Here is a 14,828-nt window from a genome sequence, read left to right on the forward strand (position 1 = left end):
TCAAACTCTCCAATAAAGTTAGTTTGTCTAGCATCTAAAAATAAAAATTGACGTTTCACGTTGTTTGTTTCGTTTAGTTTTCAAAGTTCAATATCGCGTTTCAGCGACTTTTACAATTTAACATTTTGCGTTAAATTTGTCAACAACTTTTTTCTTTCGTTCCTGACGACGCTTATTAATTTATCATATTAATTATTCGTTCGTCAACACTTTTTAAAAAAATGCCAAAATAATTTTATCTTGGCATGATATAAAGCTTAATAACCACTAATGCAGCAACACCAGGTAGACCTAATAAACTTGTGATTGCTGCTGTACCCAAGTTAATTGGAATATGAAAATCAAAATATGTCCCTATAACATTTACGATAAATAGTAATGCTATTCCCAAAGTAATATGAAAAAGCGCTTTTCCTATAAAACGTAACGGCTTTGAAGAAACACCAAAAACAAGAAAAATAAAAACTAGAGTAAGAATACCGACAATAACAATTGTAGAATTCATTTTCTTCCTCCTTATGAATGACCTATACACACTCATTTGTATGGGACAAGACGATAAAAAAGAACATGTATCATATAACTCCAGTCGTTTTATCTCGGTCACCTTTATTCGACAACACTTCCTTCATAAAAACCACTAAATGTTTAACGAATAAAATAAAAGGTTCTGCTTTTTCAGCAGAACCTTTTACCATTGTTCCATTTTTACAGGGCGACGTTTTGCTTCTTTTAACAAGAAGAAATATTTTGCCTCTGCTATTTTCAAAGAACAAATCACATCTTGAGACGGTTCCACACTTTGTTCAACCATTCTCTTCTGGCGTAGCCATTCATTCTTCACTTTTTCTAATAGTACAATTAGTTTATCATCATACTCTTTACGCAATTTACCCTTTTTTTGAAAGAACATTTTTGTTTCTCCTCTTATACTTCTCTACGGCCTTCTAACGCTTTCGACAGTGTCACTTCATCTGCATATTCTAAATCTCCACCCACTGGCAGACCATGTGCAATACGAGTTACTTTAATACCTGTTGGCTTTAAGAGGCGGGATATATACATCGCTGTAGCTTCCCCTTCAATATTAGGGTTTGTTGCCAATATTACTTCTTGTACCGTTTCATCGTGCAGTCGCTTTAAAAGTTGTGGGATATTAATGTCTTCTGGTCCAATTCCCTCCATTGGAGAAATCGCACCACGTAACACATGATATACACCTTGATACTCTTTCATCTTTTCCATTGCGATTACATCTTTCGGTTCCTGCACAACACAAACAACCGATTGGTCTCGATGTGAATCATTACAAATATAACAAGGGTCGCGGTCAGTAATATGTCCGCATACAGAACAATACGCTAAATCTCGCTTCGCATTCACAAGTGCTTTTGCAAAACCTAACACATCATCTTCTTTCATATCTAATACGAAAAATGCCAAGCGAACCGCTGTTTTCGGTCCGATCCCTGGCAACTTCATAAAACTATCAATTAGTTTTGATATCGGTTCTGGATAATGCATATATCAATATCCTCCTAGAACATTCCACCCGGTAAGTTTAAGCCTTTTGTAAATTTACCCATTGTAGAATTTGAAAGTTCATCAGCTTTTTTAAGTGCATCATTTGTTGCAGCCAACACTAAGTCTTGTAACATTTCGATATCTTCTGGATCTACAACTTCTTCTTTAACTTTCACTTCAAGAATTTGCTTATGGCCATTTGCAATAACTGTGATCATACCGCCACCAGCTGTACCTTCAACTGTTTTTTCGCCAAGTTCTTCTTGCGCTTTCGCCATATCTTTTTGCATTTTTTGCATTTGTTTCATCATGTTATTCATATTTCCCATTCCGCCACGCATCATAATTAATTCCTCCTAATTATTATTACTCTTTTATTTCAATAAGTTCTTGCCCTACTAATTTTACCGCCTCTTCTATAAGAGGATCTTCTTTTTTCTCTGGGCTTTCTTCAGCATTCCCACCTTCACGCTGTAAAAAATCTTCACGGATTTTACCCCATTCACTTTTTGGAATGGCAATCATATTTAATCTTTTACTTAGCAATTCAAATAAAGCTTGTTCCACCGTATCCATGGCTTCTCGATTCTCGCTTGCCATTTTACAGTGGATCTCATATTGAAACGCTAAAACGTAAGTATCATCCGAAGCCGCTACCGGTTCGCTATTTTCTAATAAAACAGCAAACGCTACTTTGTTGTATGCTTTGAGTCTTCCTAACAACTCACCCCACACAGCTTTTAATTGTTCTAAATCCTGACGCTTCGCTTGCTTTAACACTTCATTTACGCGTCCGACAGGAATCTTCATACTACCTGTTCGCACTGGCTTTGGTGTTGCACGTGTCTCTCTGACTTCCTGCGGCACACCAGCCGGCACACCATTCTTTTTGACTTCTTCTAACTCTTTCTCCAATTGCTGCATCCTGTTCATAATTGCTTGTAAACGATCTGCACCATTCGCTTGCATCATAAACTGTTGACACAGTTGTACCATAACAACTTCTAAGAAAATTCGCGGATGATTTGTCCACTTCATTTCCTGTTGTCCCTTACTAAGAGTATGAATGATTTCATAGATTACTTCCGGTTGCATTTCTTCACTTAACATCCGGAATTGCTCATCTACCATTACTCGTTCCAACATATGTTCCAGTTGTGGTGAAGTTTGATATAAAAGCATATCGCGATAATAGTAAATGAAATCCTCCATAAAACGAACTGGATCTTTCCCTTTACCCATCATCTCATCTATGATACGTAATGCTCTTGATACATCATTTTCACGTATACATTCTACTAAGTTACCTAAGTATTGCTGGGAAACAGAACCTGTCACAGCTAATACGTCTTCTGTCGTAACTGTCTCATCACTATAAGATATTGCCTGATCAATAAGACTAAGCGCATCACGCATACCACCCTCAGCGGCACGTGCAACAATTTGCAACGCCTCATCTTCTACTTGCGTACCTTCATTCGTCACAACCGTCGATAATCTCTCAACAATATCATTTACTGATATCTTTCGAAATTCAAAACGTTGGCAACGTGAAATAATTGTAGGCGGAATCTTATGCGGTTCTGTTGTCGCCAAAATAAAGATGACGTGTCCCGGTGGCTCTTCTAACGTTTTTAAAAGCGCATTGAAGGCACCCATAGAAAGCATGTGAACTTCATCAATAATGTATACTTTATATTCTACAGCACTTGGAGCATATTTTACTTTATCTCTAATATCTCGAATTTCATCTACACCGTTATTTGAAGCCGCATCAATTTCTAATACATCTGAAATGGATCCTTGTGTGATCCCCAAACAAGAAGGACATTCATTACAAGGTTCAGCTACCGGAGCATGTTCACAGTTGATTGCTTTTGCAAATACTTTTGCAATTGTCGTTTTCCCTGTTCCCCTCGGCCCAGAAAATAAATAAGCATGTGAAACTTTCTCTTGAAGAAGGGCATTTTGCAACGTTTTTGTCACGTGCTTTTGACCAACTACATCTTCAAATTTTTGCGGTCTCCATGTTCGGTATAACGCTTGGTATGACACGAAAATACGGCCTCCCTCAAAGGTTATTATCTCATTTATTATAACCCATTCTGTTTATAGATTCCAAAAGTTATTTTCTATACAAAAAACCCACCTTAATATTAAGGTGAGTTTTGTATACATATATAACTGCCGTGCACCTTCTGTCGATTACGTACCATAAGCGTTACTCAAGCAGTTAGCTCGGTTCAGGCACTCCTGCGGCACACGAGAAGACCCGCTTATTGCTGCTTCCTTCCGGACCTGACAAGGTTCACGGGGTCCCGTTGCGCAGGACCCAAACGTCAACACCACTTACTTAAGGCAGACCTTACAGCAACATAACCTCGAGAAGGGATTCGGCCTCGCTAGAGCGGATTGCGAGTATAGGGCACCGCTACCTCCCCGCTTAGCACGGCAAAGTTAAAACCAATATTCGGTTGCCTTCATTAAAGGCATTATCAGTATAACTTGTTTTTTTATAAAATGCAAATACGTTAATTCTCTTTGCTTTTCTCTAATTTCTTGCTCGCTTTTCTTTTTTTTCGAAGCTCTCTAAAAAAGTTTGTTAACAACGTACCGCATTCTTCTTCTAACACACCAGCCACTACTTCACACTGATGATTAAAGCGTTCATCCGTTAAAAGATTCATCAACGTCCCTGCACATCCACCTTTCGGATCACTTGCACCATATACAACTCGCTTCACTCGCGATAAAACAATTCCACCCGCACACATCGGACAAGGCTCTAATGTTACATATAATGTCGCATCTTCTAAACGCCATGTCCCTAATTTTTTGCACGCCTCATCAATAGCTAGTAACTCAGCGTGCGCTATTGATCTTTGCTCGGTTTCCCTTAAATTATGAGCAACACTAATTACTTCACCATCTAACACTATAACTGCACCAATTGGTACTTCTTGTATTGCCTCTGCCTTTTTAGCTTCTTCTATTGCTAACTGCATAAAATAAATATCTTGATCGTGTTCCATACCATAGTCCTTTCATTACAAATAACGTACACTAATTTCCATTTACTACACATGGGATAACTTTTACAAATTCAATCCACCCTAATAAAAAAGAGAGGGGATTACATATGAAGAATACTGCCTTACTCATTATCGATATGATTAATGACTTTCAATTTTCACACGGGCCCACCCTAGCCAAAAAATGCGAAATTATAACAAACCCTATTCTACAATTAAAGAAAACAATGAAATCCCTTGGTTATCCCATAATTTATGTTAATGACCATTATCAACTTTGGAGATCTGATATTGACCAACTAATTACTCATTGTACAAATGAGTATAGTGAAAATATCATTCGTAAGATTGCCCCAAATTCCGATGATTACATTTTTATTAAACCACATTACTCCGCTTTTTATGAAACACCTTTAAATTCTTTATTAGGCTATTTAAAAATAGAAAATCTAATATTAACAGGAGTCGCAGGGAATATATGTATCCTCTTTACAGCTAACGATGCTCATATGAGAAATTATACACTGTATGTACCACAGGACTGTATTGCCTCTAATCATGATCAGGATAACTTACATGCTTTAAAAATAATGGAAGCCACATTAAAAGCACATATAGTACCGTCATCTCAAATAAAAATTCATTAATACATATATCTATTTTCTAACTTTTTATATCAAATTAACCCGCTCGCTTCCCTCTTGTGCTACAATAATTCTGTTTTGTGTTTTTAGTAGTCACAGTAAATCACTGATTGAAAGGAGGAAACAGCGTGACCGGAGTACCATTTATCACGGTTGAAGGACCAATTGGTGTTGGAAAAACTTCACTTGCGAAGGAAATTTCAACTCACATGCAACTCCACTTACTGAAAGAGATTGTTGATGAAAACCCTTTTTTAGGAAAGTTCTATGAAGACATCGACGAATGGAGTTTTCAAACAGAGATGTTCTTTCTTTGTAATAGATACAAGCAATTAGAAGATATTAACATAAAGTATTTGAATCAAAGGAAGCCAGTAGTAGCAGATTATCATATATTTAAAAATCTAATTTTTGCATCCCGTACATTAAAAGATTCTCAATACGATAAGTACATGCAAATCTATCGTATCCTTACACAAGATATGCCTGTACCAAACGTAATCGTTTATTTAACGGCTAGCTTGGAAACATTACAAGCACGAATTGCAAAGCGCGGAAGAGAATTCGAAAAAAATATGGATCCAAATTACTTACTACAGCTCACAAAAGATTATGAAACTGCAATGGATACGTTTAAAAAGGATCATCCAGAAATCCCAGTATTGAAATTTAATGGAGACGATATGGATTTTGTAAAAAATCCTGATGATTTAAACGTCATCCTATCCACCCTTCAAAATACTCTCTTAAAGGAGTCGAAATAATAATGAATTTAAGGAAAAAATATGATATACCAAATGACGCAGTAATCACGATTGCTGGAACAGTAGGTGTCGGTAAATCAACTATGACAACTGCATTAGCTAACACTTTAGGCTATCGCACATCATTTGAAAAGGTAGACTCTAACCCGTATTTGGACAAGTTCTATGCTGATTTCACACGCTGGAGCTTTCACTTGCAAGTGTACTTTTTAGCAGAACGATTTAAAGAACAAAAAAGAATTTTTGAATACGGTGGCGGTTTTGTTCAAGATCGCTCTATCTATGAAGACACTGGCATTTTTGCAAAGATGCATCACGAAAAAGGTACAATGACGGAAACTGATTATGAAACATACAAAGGTCTATTTGATGCTATGGTCATGACTCCTTACTTCCCTCATCCTGATTTATTAATTTACTTAGAAGGTTCTTTCGATGATATCGTTGATCGTATCCAAGAACGCGGACGTCCGATGGAACAACAAACACCAATTGAGTATTGGAAAGAGATGCATGGCCGTTACGAAAACTGGATTAATAACTTTAATGCATGCCCTGTTTTACGATTAAACATTAATGAATACGATATTTTAAAAGATGGCGATTCAATTGAACCAATCATTAAAAAAATTGGCCATTTTTTAAAACAAACACGTAAACTTGTAAAATAAAAAACCCGTGCATATGCACGGGTTTTTCTATTAAATTACTTCTTTTTTGTCGGAGCAATAATTTCACTCTCAGGTTTTCCAGCATTAATACGCTGGCGAACAGTACTTGTACTAATATCGTATGTTTCAGCAATCTCTTTAACAGTCATTTCTTTCCCGTTAATCACTGCTGTTAATACTTTACCTGTACGTTTTGGAGCTGATTCTTTCTTTACAGCTGCTTTTTCAACTTTTTTTGGCGCCTCTACTTTTGTCGCAGTTTGCTTTACATCACAAGTGCAACCACAAAGTTTACGGAATGTATCATCGCTAATAATACGTGAAACATTTGCACCACTGTTTAAAATTCTATTGTTCTTACAGACAGGACATTGTACATAATATAAAGTTTTTCCATCTAAAGGAAACGTTTGTATAATAAGATCCATGTTGACTCCTTTCATATCTATGAAGATAATCATCGGAATATGAGTGTGTAATAAGGAGAAAATCTCCTTACACCATACTTTATGATTGGTTTTAAAATAAAAACTCGTTACGTGTTGGTAACGAGTTCTCCAATCTCCACTTATATGCGCTGTTGTCAATTATATCTGGAGGAGGTAGAGGGATTCGAACCCCCGCGCGACTCTCGCCGCCTGTCGGTTTTCAAGACCGATCCCTTCAGCCGGACTTGGGTATACCTCCATATTGACATCAAATATAATATCAAAAGAAAAACAGTTAGTCAACCCTACTAAAATAAATTATGAGGAAAGGAAAATTTTACTTTTCCTCCCCTACATTATAGTACTGACAACGCTCATAATTACCAATCACTCATACCGATGAATGTTTACATTTACTTAATAACTGTTTTTCCTCCCATATAAGGGCGAAGAACTTCTGGAATTATAATTGTACCATCTTCTTGTTGGTAGTTCTCTAAAATAGCTGCAACCGTACGTCCAATTGCAAGACCAGATCCATTTAATGTATGAACATGTTCTGGTTTTCCATTTGGCTCACGACGGAAACGGATATTTGCACGTCTCGCTTGGAAAGCCTCAAAATTACTACAAGAAGAAATCTCACGATATGTGCCATAGCTTGGAATCCATACTTCGATATCGTATTTCTTCGCTGCTGTAAATCCTAAATCGCCTGTGCACATGCTCATAACGCGATATGGCAACTCTAATAATTGTAACACGCGTTCTGCATCATTTGTTAGTTTTTCTAACTCTTCATAAGAATCTTCTGGTTTTACGAATTTTACAAGCTCTACTTTGTTGAACTGATGCTGACGAATTAAGCCACGTGTATCACGGCCAGCTGAACCTGCTTCAGAACGGAAACAAGAGCTAAATGCAGCATATCGTATAGGCAATTGCTCTTTATTTAAGATTTCATCACGGTGCATATTCGTTACAGGTACTTCAGCTGTTGGAATTAAGAAGTAATCTTCACTTTCAATACGGAATGCATCTTCTTCAAATTTCGGAAGTTGTCCTGTTCCTGTCATACTTGCACGGTTTACCATATACGGAGGTAACACTTCTTCGTATCCATGCTCGTCAGTATGAAGATCCAGCATGAAGCTAATTAAAGCACGCTCTAATCTCGCGCCAGCACCTTTATAGAATACGAAGCGGCTTCCCGTTACTTTCCCAGCACGCTCAAAATCTAAAATCCCTAAATCTGTAGCAAGATCCCAATGTGGTTTTGGTTCATAAGCAAATTCTTTCACTTCTCCCCAAGTACGTGCTACTACATTATCATCTTCTGTTTCACCAACTGGAGCAGATTCATGAGGGATATTTGGAATAGATAACATTAATCTTTCTAAATCTTCTTCAACTGTACGAAGTTCATTATCAAGATCTTTTACTTTTTCTCCAACTTCACGCATTTCTAGAATTAGAACTTCTGCATCTTTCTTTTCGCGCTTCAATACAGAGATTTGTTGAGATACTTCGTTACGTTTACTTTTTAGTTCCTCTGTTTGAACAAGTAATTCTCTTCTTCTCGTATCCAGCTCTTCAAAGCGACCAAAATCAGTTAAATCTTCGCCTCTATGCTGTAACTTTGCTTTTACTTCTTCAAAATTTGTACGTAAAAATTTAATATCAAGCATTATATACTCCTCCTTTTATTTTATAAAACACAAAAAACTCCCGTCCCTATATAAAGGGACGGGAGTTAACCCGCGTTGCCACCCTAGTTGAAAGCATTGCCGCCTTCCTCTCAAGTAGAAATAACGGCTCTTCACCGGGAATGTTTACTAATCATAAAGATATTCCACATTCCATTCCAGGATGGATTCACAAACTGTTCCTATCGATTTCCACCAACCATCGACTCTCTATAAGAAACGGCATTTGTTACTACTTCCTATCAACACGCTTATTTTATAAAATTGTTACCATCAATTTACTATAATCTTATACAAGTTGCAAGTTACTTATACAACTTTTTTCATTTTCGCTTCTTTTACCATTTCTACAAAGTATGCTGTCACACGATGATCATCCGTTAATTCTGGATGGAATGAAGCAGCTAAAAACTGATTTTGTTTTACTGCTACCATTCGATCATCATGTGTGGAGAGTACTTCAACATCATCAGCTACACGTACAACATATGGAGCACGGATAAATACACCAATAAAGTCTTCTCCTACACCTTTAATTGAAAGTGCGGCTTCAAAGCTATCTTTTTGGCGTCCGAACGCATTGCGCTCTACTGTAATATCCATAGCACCAATATGTGCTTCTTCATAGCCAATAAGCGTTTTTGCAAGAAGAATCATACCTGCACATGTACCAAACATTGGTTTACCAGACTTCGCGAATGTACGAAGTGGTTCCATGAAAGCATACTTATCAATAAGACGGCGCATTGTTGTACTTTCACCGCCTGGTAAAATAAGACCATCAATCTCTTCAAGTTGCTCGATACGCTTTACAACAACAGCCTCTGCACCACTTGCTTCAACTGATTTCACATGCTCACGAACTGCACCTTGAAGACCTAGTACACCGATTTTCACCATTTTAAAGTTCTCCTTCAATTACCATCCACGCTCTTGCATGCGTTGTTCTGGTAATAACGTTGAAATTTCGATACCTTTCATCGCATTACCTAATCCTTTAGAAAGGCTTGCAATTAGTTCGTAATCTTCATAATGAGTCGTCGCTTCAACGATTGCGCGTGCAAATTTCTCTGGATTCTCTGATTTGAAGATACCAGATCCAACAAATACACCATCCGCACCAAGTTGCATCATTAACGCTGCATCTGCTGGTGTTGCTACACCACCTGCTGCGAAGTTTACAACTGGCAAACGACCAAGGCGTTTAATTTCAAGTAGTACTTCATAAGGAGCACCAGTATTTTTTGCATATGTCATTAACTCATCTTCACGTAGACTTGCAACTTGACGGATTTCTGCATTGACTTGGCGCATATGACGCACTGCCTCTACAATGTTTCCTGTTCCTGGTTCACCTTTTGTACGAAGCATAGATGCACCTTCTGCAATACGACGTGCAGCTTCTCCAATATCACGGCAACCACATACAAATGGAACTGTGTAATCACGTTTATTTAAATGGTATACTTCATCAGCAGGAGTTAATACTTCACTCTCATCGATATAGTCTACCCCTAATGATTCTAATACACGTGCTTCTACAAGGTGACCGATACGGCATTTTGCCATAACCGGAATTGACACTGCACCCATAACTTCTTCAACGATCGTTGGGTCTGCCATACGAGAAACGCCACCTGCTGCACGAATATCTGCTGGTACACGCTCTAGTGCCATAACGGCAACTGCGCCTGCCTCTTCTGCAATTTTTGCTTGTTCAGCGTTAATTACGTCCATAATAACGCCGCCTTTTTGCATTTCTGCCATTCCACGTTTTACACGTTCTGTCCCTGTTACATTTGTCATGTTACAAAAACCCCCCTAGGTGAATTGCTTTTCCCCGTTAAAGGCGAAAATTAAGAATACTCTTACATTCTACCACTAACTATCAGATGCTTGTCTACTACTTTTTCATAAAGTCGGTATGAAAAATAGGAATAAGAAAAAGCCCCTACAATGAGGAGCTTTTAAAACCAACCTTTTACTGTATCAACAGCACTATTCCATATACCACTAAAGAAAGAACCAATTCCACGCATAGAACGAGTAAACCAATTCGCTTCTTCTACTGCAGATGTTGTTACAAGATCTATTTGTAATGACTTACCAGATAAAAATCCAGGATCATTCGCATCTTTTGGTGTGATTACCATTTGGCCAAGTGCAGCTCCCTTTTTAATTGGTGCTTCTTGTACCTTACTTGCTTCTTTTAATTCTGTTTTATAAACATCTTTACTTCCTTTTGGCACTGGAAGTGAAACAGCTTGTTTTGTTTGAACTGCTACATCTTTTTCTTTAGCATTTTCTACTCGTACTGTTTCTTGCCCTTTTACTGAAGAATCTTTTTTATACATTTGCTTCATTTCAAAGTTAGCAAATCCATAATCATATAGCTTCTTTGTTTCATCAAAACGTGCTGTATGAGAACTTGTTTTAATCACTACAGAAATAAAACGCATACCGTTTCTTTCAACCGTACCAGTGAAACAATCCCCTGCTTCTGGAGTCGAGCCTGTTTTCAGGCCATCAACGCCATCATATTCTTTCACTAAGCCCTTTAACATCCAGTTCCAGTTCGACATTGCAAACTTCTCTTTTTCTGGACGGAATTCTTTTTTCGGGATTTTTGCTGTATCTAACACTTTTGGATAATCTTTAATCAAATGTTGTGCTAAAGTTGCAACATCCTTTGCAGACATTTTATTTTCTTCATCCGCTGTTGTTCCTTCAGGATGCATTCCCTTTAAATCCTTGTTCGTTAAACCTGTAGAATTGACAAATTTATAATTTTTCAACCCTAATTCTTTTGATTTATCATTCATCATTTTTACGAAGTCTACTTCTTTACCTGCAATTGCTTCTGCTAATGCAATTGTTGCACCATTTGCAGAAAAGATTGCCATTGCCTCGTATAGCTCTTTTACTGTATAAGTGCCACCATTTTCTAATGCAACATTTGATAATGAAGCATCTTGTGAAACTTTATACGCATATTCAGAAACCTTAATTTTTTGATCCCACTTAAGTTTTCCTTTATCCACTGCTTCATGAACTAAATATTCACTCATCATCTTTGTCATACTAGCAATTGATAATAATTCATCTGCATTCTTTTGATATAAAATTTTCCCAGAATTCGCTTCAACTAAAATTGCTGCACCTGCTTCAATGTTTAGAGCAGATCCTGTTTCTGCTGATGCATTGCTATATGGTAACAACATACTACAAGCTAGTGTAAGCATTGTTACTAAAGCAATGAATCTTTTGCAAAACATACCTTTCACTTTTGCTACCCCCAATATCTATGTACTCACATAACCGTTATTCTAACATAATCAAAAAAAAATAGACAGAGATATCAAATCTCTGTCTATTTGTATATAAGACATTATAATGAGTAGTTTGGAGCCTCTTTTGTAATTTGTACGTGATGAGGGTGGCTTTCACGTAAACCAGCACCTGACATACGAATGAATTGTGCATTCTCACGTAAGAACTCTAAATCCTGTGCTCCGCAATATCCCATACCGGCACGTAATCCACCAACTAATTGATGAACTGTATCTGCTAAAGGCCCTTTATATGGTACTCGACCTTCAATACCTTCTGGAACAAGTTTCTTATTTCCTTCTTGGAAGTAACGATCTTTACTTCCTTTTTCCATCGCTCCGACAGAACCCATACCACGATATACTTTAAATTGACGGCCTTGGTAAATTTCAGTTTCTCCAGGGCTTTCAGCAACACCAGCAAACATACTACCTAGCATAACAACGTGTGCTCCTGCTGCTAAAGCTTTTACCATGTCACCAGAGTACTTAACACCACCATCAGCAATAACTGGGATACCGTGTTTACGAGCTTCTGTTGCACAATCATAAACTGCTGTTAATTGTGGTACACCAACGCCAGCTACAACACGTGTTGTACAGATAGAGCCTGGTCCAATACCAACTTTAACTACGTTTGCACCCGCTTCGATTAATGCTTTCGTTGCTTCAGCAGTAGCAACATTTCCAGCGATAATATTTAGTGCTGGATATTTCGCACGAACTTCTTTTACCTTATCAATAACACCTTGAGAATGTCCATGAGCTGTATCAAGTACGATTGCATCTACGCTAGCTTTTACTAATGCGTCGATACGAAGCATCGCATCAGCCGTTACACCAACCGCTGCTCCAACTAATAAGCGTCCTTGCTTATCTTTCGCAGAATTTGGGAATTCAATTACTTTTTCAATATCTTTTATTGTAATAAGCCCTTGTAATACACCGTTGTTATCAACAAGAGGGAGTTTTTCAATTTTATACTTTTGTAGGATCTTTTCAGCTTCTTCCAGCGTAGTACCAACTGGAGCTGTAATTAGCTTTTCTTTTGTCATTACGTCGGAAATTTTGATTGAGTAGTCTTGGATAAAACGCATATCACGGTTTGTAATAATACCAACTAATTTTCGCTCGTCTAAATTATTTACAACCGGTACACCTGAGATACGGTATTTTCCCATAAGATGCTCTGCATCATATACTTGATGTTCTGGAGTTAAAAAGAAAGGATCTGAAATAACGCCACTTTCAGAACGTTTTACTTTATCAACTTGCTCCGCTTGTTGTTCGATAGACATGTTTTTATGAATAATTCCTAAACCGCCTTGACGAGCCATTGCAATAGCCATATCAGCTTCTGTTACTGTATCCATTCCTGCACTAATTAACGGGATATTTAACTGTAAGCTTTCAGATAAAACTGTTTTAACACTTACTTCTCTTGGTAGTACATCTGACTTTGCTGGTACAAGTAATACGTCATCAAAAGTCAAACCTTCTTTAACAAATTTAGATTCCCACATAATTGTTCCCCCTATGATACCAGAAATTATTATTAGTAGCTTATCAATTGGTTAAAATACTGTCAAGGACGTATATATATGTTAGAATTTTTAGACAATAAAAGGAGCGTAATATATGCATCAAACACATCGCACTTGGCAGCAATTAAGTTTCTTCTTTTCATCTCAAAATGTACAACGTTATCTTGCCCGTTGTTATGAAAAATCCTCCATACAAGATGCTGAAAAAAAAAGTTTCGAAAATTGTTATCCCTTTATTTATTACTTAGAACACGGGAAAAACTATTATGAATTATATAAGGTAGCCCCCTTTTCGATTCAGCCAATGTTATTGTTTTATGGAATGAGCCAACTTTTTAAAGCCTGCTTACTAACTATTGATCCGAACTATCCAGAATCCACTACGGTTTTAGCTCATGGTGTTACAACTCGCAAACGAAAAAAACAGGGATATCAATTTTTAGAAGATGAGGTGAAGGTACAAAAAAATGGATTATTTACTCATGTTGCAGAACAGCTGTTTCACATGAAACACTTAGAAGCAGAAAAGTTTAACATGCTGGATTTAATGGGAAATATTCCCGAATTACAAAATTTATTTCGCTACAGTCAAAGGGGGGGCACTTTATATAAAATTGATTCAACAAATACAAATGAACTTTCCTTTTCGGTCAACATACTAGATCGGCTTCATATGACTACAGAGAGATTTTCACGTTACATTGAATCAACTTGTAAGCATTTATCCATACAACATGTCTCCGGGAAAACGAGCGGACCGAATTTGCTTTTTACAGCCCCTATCCAGTCGTGGAACCCTATATATAGTACGCCTTTATACTATGAATATCTTGCCGATACTTATTACCTACCAATTCCAACTGACCCGAGAAATCCTAAACCCATATTACCTGAACTTCTTGTTCACTATTTATTGCTCTACAATTTAAGTATGATTTCTAGATACGAAACAGATTGGTGGTATGATTTACTTGGGAGCTACGGCTCTGAAGATTATCCATTTATTTATCAATTTCTTACTATTTCTGCTCAAAAAATCCCTTACTATATTTCGTCTTTTTTACTAACAGAACCGAACCTATTTCATGGGAAATAAAAAAAACACAAGTCAAAAGACTTGTGTTTTTAGTTGCTTGGCGACGTCCTACTCTCACAGGGACAAGGTCCCAACTACCATCGGCGCTAG

The 14,828-nt window shown here is 37.3% G+C and carries 16 protein-coding genes, 1 tRNA gene, 1 other RNA gene and 1 other annotated feature; of the genes, 4 read left to right on the plus strand and 14 right to left on the minus strand.

The window, feature by feature from the left end; translation table 11 throughout:
- Positions 1-235: 235 nt before the first annotated feature.
- From MR115_RS29190 to tadA, 7 genes are all read right to left on the minus strand, one after another.
- Positions 236-505: a pro-sigmaK processing inhibitor BofA family protein gene (locus MR115_RS29190; protein WP_242243791.1), complete on the minus strand. Its 270-nt coding sequence runs from the start codon at positions 503-505 to the stop codon at positions 236-238.
- A 186-nt stretch (positions 506-691) separates the two neighbouring features.
- Positions 692-913, minus strand: a complete 222-nt coding sequence (locus tag MR115_RS29195; RefSeq protein ID WP_000466019.1) for a YaaL family protein — start codon at positions 911-913, stop codon at positions 692-694.
- Between the two features lie 14 nt (positions 914-927).
- Positions 928-1,524 (minus strand): recombination protein RecR, encoded by a 597-nt coding sequence (gene recR, locus MR115_RS29200; RefSeq protein WP_000559169.1) that lies wholly within the window; start codon positions 1,522-1,524, stop codon positions 928-930.
- A gap of 14 nt (positions 1,525-1,538) precedes the next feature.
- On the minus strand, positions 1,539-1,865 hold the full coding sequence (locus MR115_RS29205; protein ID WP_170930109.1) for a YbaB/EbfC family nucleoid-associated protein: 327 nt from the start codon (positions 1,863-1,865) through the stop codon (positions 1,539-1,541).
- A 25-nt stretch (positions 1,866-1,890) separates the two neighbouring features.
- Entirely contained in the window at positions 1,891-3,579 is a 1,689-nt protein-coding gene (dnaX, locus tag MR115_RS29210; RefSeq protein ID WP_242243793.1) for a DNA polymerase III subunit gamma/tau, read from the minus strand.
- Positions 3,580-3,711: 132 nt separating this feature from the next.
- An RNA gene (gene ffs, locus MR115_RS29215) (signal recognition particle sRNA large type) lies at positions 3,712-3,976 on the minus strand.
- A gap of 79 nt (positions 3,977-4,055) precedes the next feature.
- A complete protein-coding gene (gene tadA / locus MR115_RS29220) occupies positions 4,056-4,556 on the minus strand; it encodes a tRNA adenosine(34) deaminase TadA (protein ID WP_063261963.1) in 501 nt (166 codons plus the stop codon).
- A 107-nt stretch (positions 4,557-4,663) separates the two neighbouring features.
- Between tadA and MR115_RS29225 the strand changes: the two genes are divergently transcribed.
- From MR115_RS29225 to MR115_RS29235, 3 genes are all read left to right on the plus strand, one after another.
- On the plus strand, positions 4,664-5,203 hold the full coding sequence (locus MR115_RS29225; protein ID WP_242243795.1) for a cysteine hydrolase family protein: 540 nt from the start codon (positions 4,664-4,666) through the stop codon (positions 5,201-5,203).
- A 125-nt stretch (positions 5,204-5,328) separates the two neighbouring features.
- Entirely contained in the window at positions 5,329-5,964 is a 636-nt protein-coding gene (locus MR115_RS29230) for a deoxynucleoside kinase (RefSeq protein WP_242243797.1), read from the plus strand.
- A 2-nt stretch (positions 5,965-5,966) separates the two neighbouring features.
- Positions 5,967-6,635: a deoxynucleoside kinase gene (locus MR115_RS29235; RefSeq protein WP_242243799.1), complete on the plus strand. Its 669-nt coding sequence runs from the start codon at positions 5,967-5,969 to the stop codon at positions 6,633-6,635.
- A 35-nt stretch (positions 6,636-6,670) separates the two neighbouring features.
- On the opposite strand, the gene MR115_RS29240 is transcribed toward MR115_RS29235, so the two are convergent.
- The 7 genes from MR115_RS29240 to guaB form a co-directional block, all read right to left on the minus strand.
- Positions 6,671-7,063, minus strand: coding sequence for a sigma factor-like helix-turn-helix DNA-binding protein (locus tag MR115_RS29240; protein WP_242243801.1), 393 nt, complete (start codon positions 7,061-7,063; stop codon positions 6,671-6,673).
- 166 nt (positions 7,064-7,229) lie between these two features.
- A tRNA-Ser gene (locus MR115_RS29245) sits at positions 7,230-7,322 on the minus strand.
- A gap of 154 nt (positions 7,323-7,476) precedes the next feature.
- Positions 7,477-8,751, minus strand: coding sequence for a serine--tRNA ligase (gene serS, locus MR115_RS29250; protein WP_242243802.1), 1,275 nt, complete (start codon positions 8,749-8,751; stop codon positions 7,477-7,479).
- A gap of 51 nt (positions 8,752-8,802) precedes the next feature.
- Positions 8,803-9,024, minus strand: a binding site (T-box leader).
- 54 nt (positions 9,025-9,078) lie between these two features.
- Entirely contained in the window at positions 9,079-9,669 is a 591-nt protein-coding gene (pdxT, locus tag MR115_RS29255) for a pyridoxal 5'-phosphate synthase glutaminase subunit PdxT (protein WP_061680196.1), read from the minus strand.
- An 18-nt stretch (positions 9,670-9,687) separates the two neighbouring features.
- Entirely contained in the window at positions 9,688-10,575 is an 888-nt protein-coding gene (pdxS, locus tag MR115_RS29260; RefSeq protein WP_000186157.1) for a pyridoxal 5'-phosphate synthase lyase subunit PdxS, read from the minus strand.
- Positions 10,576-10,736: 161 nt separating this feature from the next.
- Positions 10,737-12,044, minus strand: a complete 1,308-nt coding sequence (dacA, locus tag MR115_RS29265; protein ID WP_242243806.1) for a D-alanyl-D-alanine carboxypeptidase DacA — start codon at positions 12,042-12,044, stop codon at positions 10,737-10,739.
- Positions 12,045-12,157: 113 nt separating this feature from the next.
- A complete protein-coding gene (gene guaB / locus MR115_RS29270; protein WP_237982798.1) occupies positions 12,158-13,621 on the minus strand; it encodes an IMP dehydrogenase in 1,464 nt (487 codons plus the stop codon).
- A 115-nt stretch (positions 13,622-13,736) separates the two neighbouring features.
- On the opposite strand from guaB, the gene MR115_RS29275 reads away from it, so the two are divergent.
- Positions 13,737-14,738: a YaaC family protein gene (locus MR115_RS29275; protein ID WP_242243804.1), complete on the plus strand. Its 1,002-nt coding sequence runs from the start codon at positions 13,737-13,739 to the stop codon at positions 14,736-14,738.
- Positions 14,739-14,828: the final 90 nt, after the last annotated feature.

The sequence above is a fragment of the Bacillus cereus group sp. BfR-BA-01309 genome (genome assembly GCF_022664315.1).
GTDB classification, from domain to species: domain Bacteria; phylum Bacillota; class Bacilli; order Bacillales; family Bacillaceae_G; genus Bacillus_A; species Bacillus_A mobilis.

Bases quoted from the DNA above. Each gene is read 5' to 3' on its own strand.
- MR115_RS29235 (WP_242243799.1), top strand. From the start codon at position 5,967: ATGAATTTAAGGAAAAAATATGATATACCAAATGACGCAGTAATCACG.
- MR115_RS29240 (WP_242243801.1), bottom strand. From the start codon at position 7,063: ATGGATCTTATTATACAAACGTTTCCTTTAGATGGAAAAACTTTATAT.
- pdxT (WP_061680196.1), bottom strand. From the start codon at position 9,669: ATGGTGAAAATCGGTGTACTAGGTCTTCAAGGTGCAGTTCGTGAGCAT.
- MR115_RS29275 (WP_242243804.1), top strand. From the start codon at position 13,737: ATGCATCAAACACATCGCACTTGGCAGCAATTAAGTTTCTTCTTTTCA.
- dacA (WP_242243806.1), bottom strand. From the start codon at position 12,044: ATGTTTTGCAAAAGATTCATTGCTTTAGTAACAATGCTTACACTAGCT.
- pdxS (WP_000186157.1), bottom strand. From the start codon at position 10,575: ATGACAAATGTAACAGGGACAGAACGTGTAAAACGTGGAATGGCAGAA.
- guaB (WP_237982798.1), bottom strand. From the start codon at position 13,621: ATGTGGGAATCTAAATTTGTTAAAGAAGGTTTGACTTTTGATGACGTA.
- MR115_RS29195 (WP_000466019.1), bottom strand. From the start codon at position 913: ATGTTCTTTCAAAAAAAGGGTAAATTGCGTAAAGAGTATGATGATAAA.
- MR115_RS29225 (WP_242243795.1), top strand. From the start codon at position 4,664: ATGAAGAATACTGCCTTACTCATTATCGATATGATTAATGACTTTCAA.
- recR (WP_000559169.1), bottom strand. From the start codon at position 1,524: ATGCATTATCCAGAACCGATATCAAAACTAATTGATAGTTTTATGAAG.
- tadA (WP_063261963.1), bottom strand. From the start codon at position 4,556: ATGGAACACGATCAAGATATTTATTTTATGCAGTTAGCAATAGAAGAA.
- MR115_RS29190 (WP_242243791.1), bottom strand. From the start codon at position 505: ATGAATTCTACAATTGTTATTGTCGGTATTCTTACTCTAGTTTTTATT.
- MR115_RS29205 (WP_170930109.1), bottom strand. From the start codon at position 1,865: ATGCGTGGCGGAATGGGAAATATGAATAACATGATGAAACAAATGCAA.
- serS (WP_242243802.1), bottom strand. From the start codon at position 8,751: ATGCTTGATATTAAATTTTTACGTACAAATTTTGAAGAAGTAAAAGCA.